This is a genomic window from Rodentibacter sp. Ppn85 (assembly GCF_001999335.1).
Taxonomy (GTDB): domain Bacteria; phylum Pseudomonadota; class Gammaproteobacteria; order Enterobacterales; family Pasteurellaceae; genus Rodentibacter.
The window spans coordinates 26438-41157 of sequence record NZ_MLHS01000017.1 but is presented as its reverse complement, the minus strand read 5'-3'; the positions used below and the strand labels follow the sequence as shown (position 1 = coordinate 41157).

Below are 14720 nucleotides of genomic sequence, written 5' to 3'. Positions count from 1 at the left end.
GGCCAGCTAAAAATACGAAAGCTTTAACCAAAAAGTACCAAGGAAAAAATACTAGCAGAAAAGTTGATTTAGATCATTAAATGTTTTCCCTTTTGTAAAAATTGAGTATTCAAATGAAGTTTGTTCTAAGTCAATAAAACCTACAATCTACTACCAAATAGTTAATTGTTTTGACTACTTAAAATCTCGTTAAATTTTTCACTTGTGATAGAATGACGGCAATTTAATATTCGTCTTTTTCTTTATGTCTAAATCTCACAATTTGTCTATTAAAGAGCTTGCCTGCCAACGTGGCGAGAGTTTGCTTTTTTCTGGTTTATCGTGCAATTTTTACAGTGGTGATTTTGTGCAGATTGAGGGACATAATGGTATTGGAAAAACCAGTTTATTGCGTACTTTAGCCGGGCTTGCGCAGCCGTTAGTAGGCGAAGTGCGGTGGGATTCCGAACTAATTTCCAAACAAAGGGAAATTTACTATCAGGATTTACTGTATCTAGGGCATTTTTCCGGTGTAAAACCGGAACTGACAGCGTTAGAAAATCTACGATTTTATCAACGCATTAGCCAATCGGAGCAAGGTGATGATGCACTTTGGGCGGTTCTAGAGAAAGTTGGACTTTTGGGACGTGAAGATCTACCCGCCGCACAACTTTCAGCAGGGCAACAACGACGTATTGCATTAGCAAGATTATGGCTTTCACATGCACCGTTATGGATTTTAGACGAACCTTTTACGGCGATTGATAAAAAAGGCGTGGAGATTTTGACCGCACTTTTTGATGAGCATGCAAAACAAGGTGGCATTGTATTAATGACGAGCCATCAAGATGTGCCGAGTATGCGTTTGCAAAAACTTAATTTAGCACAGTATAAAGCGGAATAACCGAATGATTTTTCTAGAAGTAATTAAACGTGAGTTAAAAATTGCGATGCGTAAACGCTCAGAGATTTTAAATCCACTATGGTTTTTTTTGATTGTCATCACGTTATTTCCACTTGTGATTGGACCGGATCCTAAATTACTTTCACGCATTGCACCCGGGATTGCTTGGGTGGCGGCTTTACTTTCTGCATTGCTTTCTTTTGAACGCTTGTTTCGTGATGATTTTATTGACGGTTCACTTGAGCAATTAATGCTGACCAAGCAACCTCTCGTATTAACGGCGTTGTCCAAGGTTGTCGCACATTGGCTTTTAACCGGTTTGCCACTGATTTTACTTTCGCCAATTGCGGCATTGTTACTTTCTCTTGAAGTGCAACTTTGGTGGGCGCTAGTGCTAACTTTGCTCCTCGGTACGCCGGTATTGAGTTGTATCGGTGCGATTGGTGTCGCATTAACCGTAGGATTGCGTAAGGGTGGTGTATTGCTCAGTTTACTTGTAGTGCCGTTGTTTATTCCCGTGTTGATTTTCGCATCTTCCGTATTGGATGCCGCAGGTTTAAATCTGCCTTATACGGGGCAGCTTGCGATTTTAGGTGCGATGACGGTCGGTGCGATGACGCTTTCGCCTTTTGCGGTGGCTGCGGCATTGCGTATTAGTTTAGATAATTAATTCGACAGCTGTACGCAAGTGCGGTTGTTTTTCTTTTTATTTTTTGTGAGGCTTTTTTATGTGGAACTGGTTACATCCCTACGCTAAACCAGAAACCCAATATCGAATTTGTGGTAAATTGAGTCCGGTGTTTGCACTATTGAGTTTATTATTGTTAAGTGTCGGTATTGTATGGGGTTTGGCCTATGCGCCGGCAGATTATCAACAAGGTAACAGTTTCAGAATCATGTATGTACATGTGCCGACGGCGATTTGGTCAATGGGCGTGTATGGTTCAATGGCGGTCGCAGCTGTGATTGCGTTGGTGTGGCAAATTAAACAAGCACATTTAGCAATGATTGCTATGGCGCCTATTGGTGCATTGTTCACCTTTCTCGCACTAATTACAGGTGCGATTTGGGGGAAACCGATGTGGGGGACTTGGTGGGTGTGGGATGCTCGTCTGACTGCTGAATTAATTCTATTCTTTTTATATCTTGGTATTCTTGCTCTTTATTCCAGTTTTTCAGATCGGGCGATCGGAGCAAAAGCATCGGGTATTTTATGTATTACTACCGTAGTTATTTTGCCGGTTATTCATTTTTCTGTGGAATGGTGGAATACCCTTCATCAAGGGGCAAGTATTACAAAATTTGAAAAACCGTCTATTGCTACTCCAATGTTAATTCCATTAATTTTATGTATTTTAGGTTTTTTAGCTTTATATATTTGGCTTACTCTTGTGCGTTATCGTGCGGAATTATTAAGAGAAGATGCAAAACGCCCATGGGTGAAAGCTCTGGCAAAAGGTGGTAGTAAATAATTTTTATATTTTTTATAGAGGAATAAAAATGTTTTTCCAAACTTGGAGTGATTTTTTTGATATGGGTGGCTATGGTTTTTATGTATGGCTATCTTATGGCATTAGTTTGGTTGCAATTGTTGCGTTGATTATACAAAGCCTCAAACAACGTAAAACTATTTTGAAAAATGTTCTGCGTGAAACCCAACGTGAAATACGTTTACAACAAGCTAATAAAGGAAACACACTATGAATCCGAGACGTAAATCCAGACTTAAATTAGTTGTTTTTGTTGTACTTGGTATTGCCATTGCAAGTGGCTTGATACTCTATGCGTTACGTCAAAATATTGATTTATTCTACACGCCGTCGGAGGTGGTTTTGGGTAAGGATAATAACCCGAACCAAAAACCTGAAGTCGGGCAGCGTATCCGAGTCGGTGGAATGGTGGTTGAAGGAACGGTAGAGCGCGATCCGAAAAGTTTAAAAGTGCGGTTTGATTTGAACGATATCGGTCCTGCGATTACCGTGGAGTATGAAGGTATTTTGCCCGATCTTTTCCGTGAGGGGCAAGGTATTGTTGCACAAGGTGTATTAACCGAACCGACCGTACTGACCGCTACTGAAGTGTTGGCAAAACACGATGAAAATTATGTACCGCCTGAATTAGGCGAAAAAATGCAAAAAGTGCATAAACCGATGGGCGTAGATGAGGCTGATTTGAAAGGCGAAAGTACGCGTGATCGTCAAGAAAAACAAGAAGGCAAGAAATGATCGCTGAAATTGGAAATTATGCGCTCGCCTTGAGTCTTGCCGTGTCATTAATGCTTGCGATTTTTCCGTTGTGGGGCGCAGAGAAAGGGAATTCCCGCTTAATGGAATTGGCGCGACCAATGACCTATGGATTATTTGTCAGCCTTACCATTGCTTTTGTCGCGCTGTTTTACTTGTTTGCAGTCAATGATTTTAGTGTGCAATATGTGGTGAATAATTCCAACAGTAGCTTGCCGATTTATTATCGTTTATCTGCGGTTTGGGGATCTCATGAAGGCTCATTGTTGCTTTGGATTTGGTTGCTTGCCCTTTGGTCTGCTGCGGTGGCAGTGTTGAGTAAACATTTACCTCAGGAAGCGGCGGCGAGAGTGCTTGGTATCATGGGAATTATTAGCGTGGGTTTCGTATTGTTTGTATTATTTACATCAAATCCATTTACCCGCACTTTCCCTGATTTCCCAGTGGACGGTAAAGAGCTTAACCCTATGTTGCAAGATGTAGGTTTGATTTTTCACCCTCCGCTACTTTATATGGGATATGTCGGTTTCTCTGTCGCCTTCGCTTTCGCAATTGCTTCTTTAATGACCGGTAAACTTGATTCGGCTTGGGCGCGTTGGTCTCGTCCTTGGACGCTTGCTGCATGGGTATTTTTAACACTTGGTATCGTACTCGGTTCTTGGTGGGCGTATTATGAACTGGGTTGGGGCGGCTGGTGGTTTTGGGATCCGGTTGAAAATTCATCCTTTATGCCTTGGTTAGCCGGTACAGCGCTGATTCATTCTCTTTCAGTGACGGAAAAACGCAGTTCATTTAAAGCTTGGACGGTACTTCTCGCTATTTTAGCTTTTTCCCTTTGTTTGCTCGGCACATTCTTGGTGCGTTCGGGGATTTTGGTGTCTGTCCATGCTTTTGCCTCCGATCCGACGCGCGGTTTGTATATTTTGGCATATCTTGTGATTGTCATTGGCGGTTCACTCGTACTTTACGCCTATAAAGGTAGCCAAATTCGTTCACGTGATAATGCCGAACGTTATTCTCGCGAAAATATGTTGCTGTTAAATAATATTCTATTAATGACCGCACTTTGCGTGGTGTTCTTAGGTACACTGCTGCCTTTGGTGCATAAACAATTGGGATTAGGCTCAATTTCAATCGGCGCACCGTTTTTTGATCAAATGTTCTTGATTATTATGACACCGTTTGCCCTATTGCTTGGCATTGGACCGTTAGTAAAATGGCGACGGGATCAATTCTCGATAATTCGAACGCCTGTGATAGTCAGTATTTTTATTATGCTGATTGCGGGATTTGCCTTACCTTACTTTTTGCAAGACAAGATTACTGTAAGTTCCGTTCTTGGTTCGATGATGACTATTATTATCCTATTACTCGCACTTTACGAATTACAACAACGGGCTACCCATCGCGAATCGTTTTTTGTCGGTGTGCGCAAACTATCCCGTTCTCATTGGGGAATGTTATTTGCACACTTAGGTGTAGCAATGACTGTATGGGGTATTGCCTTTAGCCAAAACTTTAGCGTAGAACGTGATGTACGAATGCAAGTAGGGGATAGTGCTCGAATTGGTCGTTACGATTTTAAATTTGCCGGCGTCAGTGATGCGAACGGGCCTAATTATATTGGCGGCAAAGCACAAATTGATATTACAAAAGACGGAAAGCCGGAAGCAAGCTTATTCGCTGAAAAACGTTTTTACACCGTGAGCCGTATGTCAATGACAGAAGCTGCTATTGACGGGAGTTTAACACGCGATTTATATGTGGCGCTTGGCGAAAAACTCAATGATGGTTCTTGGGCATTGCGTTTGTATTACAAACCTTTTATTCGTTGGATTTGGATTGGCGGCGTGTTTATGGCATTGGGTGGTCTGTTGTGTATGTTTGACAGACGTTATCGGTTTAATAAATTATTAAAAAAATAACTCCCATATTGCATTCCTGATTTTCCTTATGGAAGTGAAAGTATGTGGAAAATATAGCGTGATTGATTTTTTGACAACCATTTCCAAATAAGGAAAGGACAGTTACTTAAAAGAGCGGTAGAAATGAAAAAAAAATTATTGATTCCTCTTGTTCTCTTTTTAGCAGTGGTTGTTGCCTTTTTAGTGCAACTTAACCGTAATGCTCAAGGTGAAGATATTAAGGCCTTGGAATCGGCGTTGGTTGGAAAACCCGTCCCGATGAAAAGCTTAACGGAACTCTTTGAAAATAAGGTTTATGGTGATGAGCTATTCCGCCAAGGCAAACCGGTTTTGTTAAACGTATGGGCGACTTGGTGCCCAACCTGTTATGCCGAACATCAATACTTAAATAAACTCGCGCAACAAGGTGTGAATATTATTGGGTTGAATTATAAAGATGAATCGACAAAAGCAATAAAATGGTTAAAAGATTTAGGTAATCCCTATCAAGTTGTGTTGAAAGATGAGAAGGGATCTTTTGGCTTAGACTTGGGGGTATATGGTGCGCCGGAGACTTTTATTGTGGATGGCAAAGGCGTAATTCATTATCGTTTGGCCGGGGATGTAAACGATAAAGTGTGGTTGGGTACTTTAAAACCGATTTATGACAAACTTGCGGAGCAGGCACAATGAAAAAATTAGGGCTTTTTTTTACCGCACTTTTATTTAGTACCGTGGCGTTCTCTGCCATTGATGTGCTAAATTTTAGCTCGCAACAGCAAGAAAACGATTATCACCAACTTACGCAATCTTTGCGTTGCCCGCAATGTCAAAATAATAATATTGCGGATTCTAATGCAACGATCGCGGTAGATATGCGTAACAAAGTCTTTGAGTTGTTACAAGAAGGGAAATCGAAAAATGACGTCGTGGAATATATGGTGGCGCGTTATGGTAATTTTGTGACCTATGATCCTCCTATGACGGCGAGTACCTTAATTTTATGGTTTGCTCCATTATTTCTCATATTATTCGGTGTTTTTTTCCTAATGAAGCCTAAGTCTAAAAAACAAAGTGCGGTGAAAACCGACACCGTTTTAACGGAAGAAGAAAATGCACGTTTAGCTGAATTATTGAATCAAAAGGATAAATAGATGAGTTTTGCATTGAGTTTGGCCGCAATCACTTTACTGGTGGCGTTAATTTGTTTTTATCCTTTGTTGTGTCGGTTTAAAACGCAAAATAAACAAAAACGTGATGAACTGAATAAGGCACTCTATTTCTCACGCTTGCAAGAAATCGAACGGGATGATGCGCAGGGGCTAGTGGAAAATGTAGAATTACTTAAACAAGAATTGCAGAAAACTTTATTAGATGATATCTCTTATCAGGAAGAAAAAATAATCCCAAATGAAAGATCTTATGGAAAAATTTGGTTTGTTTCAGGTATGCTTGCGATGGGGATTATTGCAGGAGCAAGCTACTTTATGGTTGGATCTTGGCAGGCGGAATCAATGTTAGAGCAAACTTATGCAAAATTGCCTTATTTTTACGAGAGAATGAAAGAGGAAGAGACAAATCCTCTTTCGGATAGTGAAATGCAGCAATTTTCAATTGCACTTCGTATCGATTTACAGAAAAATCCACAGGACGCACAAAAGTGGTGGTGGTTGGGACAAATTGGTATGAATTTAGGTGATGCCCGTTTGGCGTTCGATAGCTACCAAAAAGCAAATAGGTTTGAGCCTGATAATTTACAATATAAATTGAGCTATGCTCGTGTATTAATGTTTTCAGAAGATGTGACGGATAAACTAAAAGGTAGTGATTTATTACGAGAAGTTATCCGCAAAGATCATAGTAATATTGAAGCATTAAGTTTATTGGCATTTCGTTATTTTGAAACGGAAGATTATAAAATGGCGGCAGTGACTTGGGCGATGATGTTACGTTTAATGCCAAAAGATGATGAACGAGTCGCGTTAATTGAAAAAAGTATTCGTGCTGCACGTGATGCGTTGGAAGTTCAAGAACAGGAAAAATCAAAAAGTATTACACCAGAGAAAAATTAGTCATGTTTGAATTGAAGATGTTCATCATGTTGCCGTCATTGTTTCGGATTATTTGCGTCCTAAGCAATTTTATACAGAAATTTTAGGTACAAAGGTGATTGCCGAAACTTATCGGGGGGAACGCGATAGTTACAAATTAGCTTTAGAATTTTCTGATGGTAGTAAAATTGAACTTTTCTCTTTTCCAAATCCGCCTAAAAGGTTAAATTATCCCAAGGCTTGTGGTTTACGACATTTGGCGCTTAAAGTTAAGGATATGGGATCTTGTGTTTCTTATTTAGCGAATAAGGGTGTTTCCTGTGAATCCATTAAGGTCGATAAATTAACTAAAATGAAGTATACTTTCTGCAAAGATTTGGATAGTTTACCTGTAGAATTTTATCAAACTTATTAATAATATAAGAATGAATATGAAATACTATACTTATCTCTTATGTTTTTCTATATTATTTTTTTTGTCTTTATCGGTTTTTGTTAGCGCAAAAACGATTGTTGTTAGAATATCAGAAGATACTCAGAATTTAACGGGTTATATTGATAGTAAAGAACAGCGAATTATAGAACCGAATACTTCGATTCGGGATACAAAAAATTTAGCTAATAGTGTTGAGTTTGAAGTGTATATGGTGAATGAGAATTTCTCTTCTAGAAGTGTTTTTGTGTCCGGTGAGGGGGTATGCAATGGTTTTGAGGGAGATAATGGGGTAGATTTTATAAATTCCACGAATAATTACATATATCCTAACGATGATAGTCAATACTACGGTGGAATTATAGGGGCTTCGCTTTATCGGCAAGATGATCCCCAAAATATACAGTATGCACCTATTTATGTTATTGATAATCCTCAATTAGAGAAAGAGATTCGTGAGCGGGAAGGGAGACAAATAAAGCAAACTATTAAAGATACGGTGGATAGCAATAAACAACTTTTGAATAAAATGGTTTGTAAAAAGGGAGCAAAATGAAAAGATTATTAATTATATGTCCGATATTATTTCTTGTTGCTTGTAGCTCACAACAATCAGTGCAGCAAGATATAGGTGTTTATGATATGAAAACGGTTCATGAGTATCAAGCTCGAGTAGCCGGTGGTAATACGGTAACTGCCGAACAAAAAGCAAGAGCTACAAAAGATATTTCAGATCCGATTAAAATGAATGGGAGTGATAGTCGCCAGAAAGTTATTTACCAACGCGTACCCGTTATTATCCCTAGTATTGGGTTTGGTTATTATAGAGGTTATCATCATTGGTAATGAAAGATAGCCGAGTTTAACAGCTTTTTTGTTTCAAATTAAAAAATAAACCGCACCTAAAAAAAGTGCGGTTTATTTTTTTAATATTATGTAGCAGTTGGACAAAACTGATATTTAAAGATGACTGTAGAGTACACTGTGTCCAATATTAAAAATTTTAGCTTAGCCTAGGGCGTACGCAGTACGCTCTATATTTTGTATAAATTTTATTTTGTGTATTTGCTATATAAATACCGTATTTTTTGCTATTTTTTCTTCGCGTATTTTAATGAGTCTATCGCAACAGCTAAAATGATGATGCTACCTTTGATAATGTATTGCCAATAAGGGCTTACTCCAATATAGGTTAAACCGTAGTTGATGACGGTAAAGATGATAACACCGGTAACCACACCAATTACAGTACCAACACCACCGGCGAACGATACGCCACCAACTACGCAGGCTGCAATGGCATCCAATTCATACATAAACCCTAGATTGTTAGTTGCAGAACCGATTCGACCGGCTTCTAACATACCGCCGAAAGCATAGAACATTCCCGCAATGATATAAATTATAACAAGATTACGGGCAACGTTTACACCGGATACTCTTGCAGCTTCCGGATTCCCACCAATAGCAAAGATGTTTTTACCGAAACGGGTTTTATTCCACATTATCCACACTAAAAATGAAGCAATAGCTGCATAAATAGTGATATATGAAAGTTTAAAGCTACCGATTCGGAAGAATCCTTGTGCAAATTCAGAAAAATTTTCATTAAAACCGGCGATAGGTGAGCCACCTACTGCATCGTAATAAAGAGAGTTGAAACCATAAACAATGATCATTGTTCCCATCGTGGCAATAAATGGCGTGACGTTAAGATAAGCAATGACTAAACCATTAACTAAGCCGATAACAGCACCTACGGCACAAACGGCTAGGATCACAACAGGAATTGGGATTTCACCTAAATCGGGGAAAACACGGTTCATATTTTCCATAGATTGTAACATAGTTGCAGAAATTACCGCGGCTAAACCGACCTGACGACCGGCAGATAAGTCGGTACCTTGCGTAACCAATAATCCCGCCACACCCAAGGCGATAATTAAACGCACGGAGGATTGGGTAAGAATATTACTAAAATTGATAAGATTTAAAAAGTCGGAATCTTGCGCAATGATAATACCGAGTAAAATTAGTAGCACAAAATAGATCGCATTTTGTTTTAAAAGATCAACGGATTTATTTTTTTCTAGGGCACTCATAATTCGTTCCTTATGTTGTTATAAATATTTCGCCGCCAACTGCAAAATTTCTTCCTGAGAAGTTTTTGCAGTCTCTACAATACCGGCAACCCGACCGTTACTCATTACGAGAATTCTATCGGTTGTCCCTAATAACTCCGGCATCTCAGAGGAAATCATAATGATGCCTTTGTCTTTTTTGGCAAGCTCTTGAATGAGCTGGTAAATTTCAAATTTAGCACCGATATCAATGCCTCGGGTTGGTTCATCAAGCATCAAAATTTCCGGTTGGGTAAGTAACCAACGACCGATAATGACTTTTTGTTGATTGCCGCCGGAAAGTGAACCAATCGTGGTTTTGTGTGAAGGCGTTTTTACATTCATAGAATCAATTACCCATTGGGTATCACTCCGCATTTTCTTATTGCTAAGTAACTTCCAAGGCGTAAGATAAGATTTCATATTTGAAATCAATGAATTGAATTCAATGCTTAGATTGGAGTAGATCCCGGTGGTGCGGCGTTCTTCGGTGACAAGTGCAAAACCGTTGTTAATCGCTTCAAGTGCGGTTCGATTTTTGACAATTTTATCGTACAGCTTAATCGTACCGCTTTTGAGTTCGCGTACGCCGAAAATAGCTTCGACAATATCTGTACGTTTTGCACCGACTAGACCTGCAATACCTAAAATTTCACCCTTACGCAATTCAAAAGAAACATCTTGAATAGAAGGTTGATTCATGGCAGTTAAATGTTCGACTTGAAGAACAACTTCTTTTGGGATATTCGTTTTTTCAGGGAAACGTTGAGTAAGTTCGCGTCCTACCATCATTGAAACAATTTGTTCCATACTGGAAGTTTTTACCGGTACGGTATTGATCCACTTCCCATCACGTAAAATAGTAATTTCGTCACAAATTTTAAAAATTTCATCCATTTTGTGAGAAATGTAAATAATGCCGCAGCCGCGATCTTTTAATTTTTGAATAATTTTAAACAGATGTTCAACTTCTTTTTCAGAAAGCGAGGATGTGGGTTCATCCATAATGACAATTTTGGCATCGTAAGAGAATGCTTTGGCAATCTCGATCATCTGCATTTGAGAAACAGAAAGTTTGGCGACTTTTTCTTTTGGATCGACATCAATCTCCAATTCATCAAAAATCGCTTTGGTATCATGATACATTTTAGCATGATCGACAAAGGGGCCTTTTAGCGGATAGCGTCCGAGCCAAAGGTTGTCCATGACACTGGTTTGGCGCACGAGATTGAGTTCTTGGTGCACCATAGAAATACCATTTTCTAGGGCTTCTTTTGATGTTTTAAAATTGACGGGTTTACCTAAGAAAAAAATCTCACCTTCGTCTTTGGCATAAATGCCGAACAAACATTTTAACAATGTAGATTTTCCCGCTCCATTTTCTCCCATTAAGGCATGAACAGAATGAGAACGGACGGTTAGGTTTGCATTATCTAAGGCTTTTACGCCTGGAAAGGATTTACTGACATTGGTCATCGTAAGCAGCACTTGACTGTTTTGACTTAAATCTTGAGTTGTCATATCCAACCTCATTTGAAATAGGGGAAGTAGAAATACTCCCCCTAAAGGTTACGTCACTGATATTAGTTTTATTTTAAGAATTCAGCTAAATTATCCTTATCCACACCTACATAAGGGATACGAACAACGCGATCTTTTAATTCCCATTTGGTGCCTTCGGTAGCTGTTTTGCCTTGGGCGAGGTTATTGGCTAATTGAACAACGGCTTTACCTTGATTTACTCCGTCATTTAATACTGTACCTGCTAACTCCCCTTTCTTAATAAGTTGTAGGGCTTCAGGTAAAGCATCGACACCGAAAATCGGTAATTTTTTACCGTGAGCTTTTGTTGCTTCCAATGCACCTAATGCCATACCGTCATTATTGGAAATTATCACTTCAATATTATTGGCTTTAGAACTGGATAACCAAGCATCCACTTTGTCTTTTGCCATTGCGGCATCCCACATACCGGTATCAATAAATAATTGTTCCGTTTGAATACCTTGTTTATTTAATTCGTCTATAACATATTTTGTTCGGGCTTCAGCATCAGGATGTCCAGGTTCGCCTTTTAGTAATACAAATTGGATTTTACCGTCTTTGTTTAAATCAAATTCAGGTGTTGCTTTCCATTGTTTTGCAATTAACTCACCTTGGATAATGCCTGATTCTTTTGGATCAGTACCGACATAGTAGGCCTGTTCATAGCTACCAATCGCTTTTGCACCGGGATCTTTATTGAAGAACACCACAGGAATATTATCCGGTTTGGCTTTACCGATAATGGTTGGTGCGGCAGCCGGATCCACTAAGTTGATTGCAAGCGCTTTCACGCCTTTAGAAAGTAACACGTCAACTTGGTCATTTTGGATAGATTGGGCATTTTGAGAGTCATTCATTAATAACTCAATGCCTTGTAAGGTTTTCGCTTCTTTATCAATTTCTTTACGCATTAATGACATAAAGTTGTCATCATATTTATAAATAGTGACTCCAATACGGTTATTGGCTGCATAGCTTGCCGTAACCGAGCCTAAACCTACTGCTAAAGCAATTGCACTTAATATTGTTGTTTTTTTCATAAAACACTCCTAGTTGGAAGGTTGATGTGAATTAAAGAAGACACTGTATGTTATTATGACAGCTGTCATAACTGCTTTGGCATAATACTGAGCAAATTCCTGTAAGTCTGTGATCAAACTCACATAAATGAAAACGATTACAAAGGAATATTAAAATTTGTGATCTTTATCACATTTTAATTTGCCGGCTCTACAGAAAAACGGCGAACCAATGTTGGGTTAAATTGAATCGTTAAGGGAGTTGCAATACTTTCATCAACTAAACTTAATGCTAAATTGGCTGCATAAGTTGCCATTAAATCAATGGGATAGCGAATTGTCGTGAGTTTAGGGATTAAATAACGCGCAATCGGCATATCATCAAATCCGATAATGGAAAACTGACTTGGAACCTTGATATTGTTTTCATTTAGCACTGAAATTGCACCGGCAGCCATAGAATCATTGTAAGCAACGACAGCGGTCAAATCTTTATTGTAACTGAGCAAATCAATCATTGCTTGTTCTCCTCCCTCAAAATCTGGAGAATTATGCACGATTGCGTGTTTAACGATGGGGTGATTGTGCATTTTTAACGCTTCTAGATAGCCGGTTCGACGCTCAATTTCATCAAAAATAGCATGGTTGGAACCGATATAAGCAATCTTTTTATGCCCGCACCGAATGAGCATTTCCGTTGCAATATAAGTACCTTTTTGATTATCCAAACTTATGCAACGATTTTCATAGCCTTTAATGACACGGTTAATCACCACCATTCCTTTCACTTTATCAAGATAATCTTTAAGTTCTTCATCTGAAAGCGCTTTAGAATGAACGACCAAGCAGCTGCAACGTTTACGTAATAACGTATTAATCGCCTCGCGTTCTTTTTCTGCATGATGATAACCAATGCCGATTAAAATCGTTTTATTATGGGATTCAGCCACTTTATCCACTGCTTTCACTAAAATAGCAAAAAAAGAATCCGTGACATCTGTTACCACAACACCAATCGTATCGGTATTTTGTACAGCGAGCGCCTGTGCATTGGCATTAGGCTGATAACTTAATTGTGAAATCGCATTTTGTACGGAAAGACGGGTTTTTTTACTGACTGACGGATGATTATTTAACACACGAGATACTGTTGCAACGGAAACTTTAGCGAGCTTTGCAACATCATGAATTGTACTCATAATATACCCTCTTTCTTCTTAATTCATAATTAGTCATCATAATAACTTAGTATAGAATTGAAAACGGTTACTTTTTAATTTTGTAATATAGATCACAAAAATCACCCTGAAAATTCTAATTTTGTGATATGGATCACGGTTTATTATTAAGAAGTTAGGTATCTTACGAAGTAATTAAATGTAACCGATTACAAATAAGTAAGGGAGCCATATATGGATAGATTATTTGAACCGACGGAGCATCCGCATCGCCGTTATAATCCGTTAATTAATCAATGGGTTTTGGTTTCACCACATAGAGCCAAACGCCCATGGCAGGGACAACAAGAGAAAGTGATAGAAGAACGGAAACCAAGTCATGAGCCGAATTGCTATCTTTGCCCGCGTAACAAACGTATTACGGAGGAGTTAAACCCTGATTATGATAAACCTTATGTATTTAAAAATGATTTTTCTGCCCTTCTGGAGGATACGCCCGCACCGGAAAAATCGGATGATCCGCTTTTTCAAAGTTCACAAGCTCGTGGAGAAAGCCGGGTAATTTGCTTTTCACCGGATCACAGTAAAACTTTGCCATTATTGACCGCACTTGAAATTGAAGAAGTGATTAAAGTTTGGCAAATGCAACTTCGTGAGCTTGGCGCAAAATATCAATGGGTACAAATTTTTGAAAATAAAGGGGCAACGATGGGGTGTTCTAACCCTCATCCTCATGGTCAAATTTGGGCAAGCAGTTTCTTACCGAATGAGGTGGTTCGCGAAGATCAAAGCCAACTTCATTATTGGCAAAAATACGGTTCTGTTATGTTATTGGATTATGTAAGGCGTGAGCTTGAATTAAAAGAGCGGATTGTTGTGGAAACCGAGCATTGGGTAGCGGTTGTCCCTTATTGGGCGGTTTGGCCGTTTGAAACCTTGCTGTTACCAAAAACACATATCAAGCGTTTAACGGAGCTTAGCGAAGCACAAGCTAAAGATTTAGCCCTCATTCTGAAAAAACTAACCACAAAATACGACAATTTATTTGAAATCTCTTTTCCTTATTCTATGGGATTTCACGCTGCGCCTTTTAATGAGGAAGAAAATGAGCACTGGCAACTCCATGCACATTTTTATCCGCCGCTTTTACGATCCGCCACAGTACGAAAATTTATGGTGGGGTATGAAATGCTTGGCGAAAGCCAACGTGATTTAACCGCAGAGCAGGCTGCGGAAAGGCTCCGTGCATTGAGTGAAATACACTATAAAATGCGATAGGATTTGGCTTCTACTCATAATAGAAGGCGGTTAGAGATGATAAATGTGGCGGACTAAAAACACAGT

17 protein-coding genes are annotated in these 14720 nt (G+C 39.1%); 13 read left to right on the top strand and 4 right to left on the bottom strand.

The features are described 5' to 3' along the window. Positions 1 to 244 precede the first annotated feature (244 nt). The 12 genes from ccmA (at position 245) to BKL51_RS03265 (ending at position 8360) form a co-directional block, all read left to right on the top strand. Complete coding sequence (gene ccmA, locus BKL51_RS03320) at positions 245 to 883, top strand: cytochrome c biogenesis heme-transporting ATPase CcmA (protein WP_077465325.1); 639 nt, start codon at positions 245 to 247, stop codon at positions 881 to 883. 4 nt (positions 884 to 887) lie between these two features. Further along, a complete protein-coding gene (gene ccmB / locus BKL51_RS03315) occupies positions 888 to 1553 on the top strand; it encodes a heme exporter protein CcmB (RefSeq protein WP_077465324.1) in 666 nt (221 codons plus the stop codon). A 58-nt stretch (positions 1554 to 1611) separates the two neighbouring features. After that, positions 1612 to 2355 (top strand): heme ABC transporter permease, encoded by a 744-nt coding sequence (locus BKL51_RS03310; RefSeq protein ID WP_077465323.1) that lies wholly within the window; start codon positions 1612 to 1614, stop codon positions 2353 to 2355. Between the two features lie 28 nt (positions 2356 to 2383). Continuing rightward, entirely contained in the window at positions 2384 to 2587 is a 204-nt protein-coding gene (gene ccmD, locus BKL51_RS03305) for a heme exporter protein CcmD (protein ID WP_077465322.1), read from the top strand. Then, on the top strand, positions 2584 to 3108 hold the full coding sequence (gene ccmE / locus BKL51_RS03300) for a cytochrome c maturation protein CcmE (protein WP_077465321.1): 525 nt from the start codon (positions 2584 to 2586) through the stop codon (positions 3106 to 3108). The genes ccmD and ccmE overlap by 4 nt, the downstream gene beginning before the upstream one ends. Then, a complete protein-coding gene (locus BKL51_RS03295; protein WP_077465320.1) occupies positions 3105 to 5051 on the top strand; it encodes a heme lyase CcmF/NrfE family subunit in 1947 nt (648 codons plus the stop codon). Before ccmE ends, BKL51_RS03295 begins: the two co-directional genes overlap by 4 nt. 123 nt (positions 5052 to 5174) lie before the next feature. After that, the gene (locus BKL51_RS03290; RefSeq protein ID WP_077465319.1) at positions 5175 to 5723 is read left to right on the top strand and encodes a DsbE family thiol:disulfide interchange protein; all 549 of its coding nucleotides are present in this window, start codon (positions 5175 to 5177) and stop codon (positions 5721 to 5723) included. Next, positions 5720 to 6184, top strand: coding sequence for a cytochrome c-type biogenesis protein (locus tag BKL51_RS03285; RefSeq protein WP_077465318.1), 465 nt, complete (start codon positions 5720 to 5722; stop codon positions 6182 to 6184). The genes BKL51_RS03290 and BKL51_RS03285 overlap by 4 nt, the downstream gene beginning before the upstream one ends. Next, entirely contained in the window at positions 6185 to 7102 is a 918-nt protein-coding gene (ccmI, locus tag BKL51_RS03280) for a c-type cytochrome biogenesis protein CcmI (RefSeq protein ID WP_077465317.1), read from the top strand. It begins immediately after the preceding gene. Between the two features lie 10 nt (positions 7103 to 7112). Beyond that, on the top strand, positions 7113 to 7496 hold the full coding sequence (locus BKL51_RS03275) for a VOC family protein (protein ID WP_077465316.1): 384 nt from the start codon (positions 7113 to 7115) through the stop codon (positions 7494 to 7496). A 16-nt stretch (positions 7497 to 7512) separates the two neighbouring features. Continuing rightward, a complete protein-coding gene (locus BKL51_RS03270; RefSeq protein WP_077465315.1) occupies positions 7513 to 8070 on the top strand; it encodes a hypothetical protein in 558 nt (185 codons plus the stop codon). An 86-nt stretch (positions 8071 to 8156) separates the two neighbouring features. After that, the gene (locus tag BKL51_RS03265) at positions 8157 to 8360 is read left to right on the top strand and encodes a hypothetical protein (protein ID WP_143530505.1); all 204 of its coding nucleotides are present in this window, start codon (positions 8157 to 8159) and stop codon (positions 8358 to 8360) included. Positions 8361 to 8605: 245 nt separating this feature from the next. Here the strand turns inward: BKL51_RS03265 and mglC are convergent, their stop codons facing one another. The 4 genes from mglC to BKL51_RS03245 form a co-directional block, all read right to left on the bottom strand. Further along, positions 8606 to 9616, bottom strand: coding sequence for a galactose/methyl galactoside ABC transporter permease MglC (mglC, locus tag BKL51_RS03260; RefSeq protein ID WP_077465313.1), 1011 nt, complete (start codon positions 9614 to 9616; stop codon positions 8606 to 8608). 18 nt (positions 9617 to 9634) lie between these two features. Further along, complete coding sequence (gene mglA / locus BKL51_RS03255) at positions 9635 to 11155, bottom strand: galactose/methyl galactoside ABC transporter ATP-binding protein MglA (RefSeq protein WP_077465312.1); 1521 nt, start codon at positions 11153 to 11155, stop codon at positions 9635 to 9637. A gap of 68 nt (positions 11156 to 11223) precedes the next feature. Beyond that, the gene (gene mglB, locus BKL51_RS03250; RefSeq protein WP_077465311.1) at positions 11224 to 12219 is read right to left on the bottom strand and encodes a galactose/glucose ABC transporter substrate-binding protein MglB; all 996 of its coding nucleotides are present in this window, start codon (positions 12217 to 12219) and stop codon (positions 11224 to 11226) included. 176 nt (positions 12220 to 12395) lie between these two features. Then, entirely contained in the window at positions 12396 to 13397 is a 1002-nt protein-coding gene (locus BKL51_RS03245) for a substrate-binding domain-containing protein (protein ID WP_077465310.1), read from the bottom strand. Between the two features lie 213 nt (positions 13398 to 13610). Between BKL51_RS03245 and galT the strand changes: the two genes are divergently transcribed. Further along, the gene (galT, locus tag BKL51_RS03240; RefSeq protein ID WP_077465309.1) at positions 13611 to 14654 is read left to right on the top strand and encodes a galactose-1-phosphate uridylyltransferase; all 1044 of its coding nucleotides are present in this window, start codon (positions 13611 to 13613) and stop codon (positions 14652 to 14654) included. Positions 14655 to 14720: the final 66 nt, after the last annotated feature.

Excerpts from the sequence above, each read along its gene's own strand:
- ccmA (WP_077465325.1), top strand. The coding sequence starts at position 245 with ATGTCTAAATCTCACAATTTGTCTATTAAAGAGCTTGCCTGCCAACGT.
- ccmB (WP_077465324.1), top strand. The coding sequence starts at position 888 with ATGATTTTTCTAGAAGTAATTAAACGTGAGTTAAAAATTGCGATGCGT.
- BKL51_RS03310 (WP_077465323.1), top strand. The coding sequence starts at position 1,612 with ATGTGGAACTGGTTACATCCCTACGCTAAACCAGAAACCCAATATCGA.
- ccmD (WP_077465322.1), top strand. The coding sequence starts at position 2,384 with ATGTTTTTCCAAACTTGGAGTGATTTTTTTGATATGGGTGGCTATGGT.
- ccmE (WP_077465321.1), top strand. The coding sequence starts at position 2,584 with ATGAATCCGAGACGTAAATCCAGACTTAAATTAGTTGTTTTTGTTGTA.
- BKL51_RS03295 (WP_077465320.1), top strand. The coding sequence starts at position 3,105 with ATGATCGCTGAAATTGGAAATTATGCGCTCGCCTTGAGTCTTGCCGTG.
- BKL51_RS03290 (WP_077465319.1), top strand. The coding sequence starts at position 5,175 with ATGAAAAAAAAATTATTGATTCCTCTTGTTCTCTTTTTAGCAGTGGTT.
- BKL51_RS03285 (WP_077465318.1), top strand. The coding sequence starts at position 5,720 with ATGAAAAAATTAGGGCTTTTTTTTACCGCACTTTTATTTAGTACCGTG.
- ccmI (WP_077465317.1), top strand. The coding sequence starts at position 6,185 with ATGAGTTTTGCATTGAGTTTGGCCGCAATCACTTTACTGGTGGCGTTA.
- BKL51_RS03270 (WP_077465315.1), top strand. The coding sequence starts at position 7,513 with ATGAAATACTATACTTATCTCTTATGTTTTTCTATATTATTTTTTTTG.
- BKL51_RS03265 (WP_143530505.1), top strand. The coding sequence starts at position 8,157 with ATGAAAACGGTTCATGAGTATCAAGCTCGAGTAGCCGGTGGTAATACG.
- mglC (WP_077465313.1), bottom strand. The coding sequence starts at position 9,616 with ATGAGTGCCCTAGAAAAAAATAAATCCGTTGATCTTTTAAAACAAAAT.
- mglA (WP_077465312.1), bottom strand. The coding sequence starts at position 11,155 with ATGACAACTCAAGATTTAAGTCAAAACAGTCAAGTGCTGCTTACGATG.
- mglB (WP_077465311.1), bottom strand. The coding sequence starts at position 12,219 with ATGAAAAAAACAACAATATTAAGTGCAATTGCTTTAGCAGTAGGTTTA.
- BKL51_RS03245 (WP_077465310.1), bottom strand. The coding sequence starts at position 13,397 with ATGAGTACAATTCATGATGTTGCAAAGCTCGCTAAAGTTTCCGTTGCA.
- galT (WP_077465309.1), top strand. The coding sequence starts at position 13,611 with ATGGATAGATTATTTGAACCGACGGAGCATCCGCATCGCCGTTATAAT.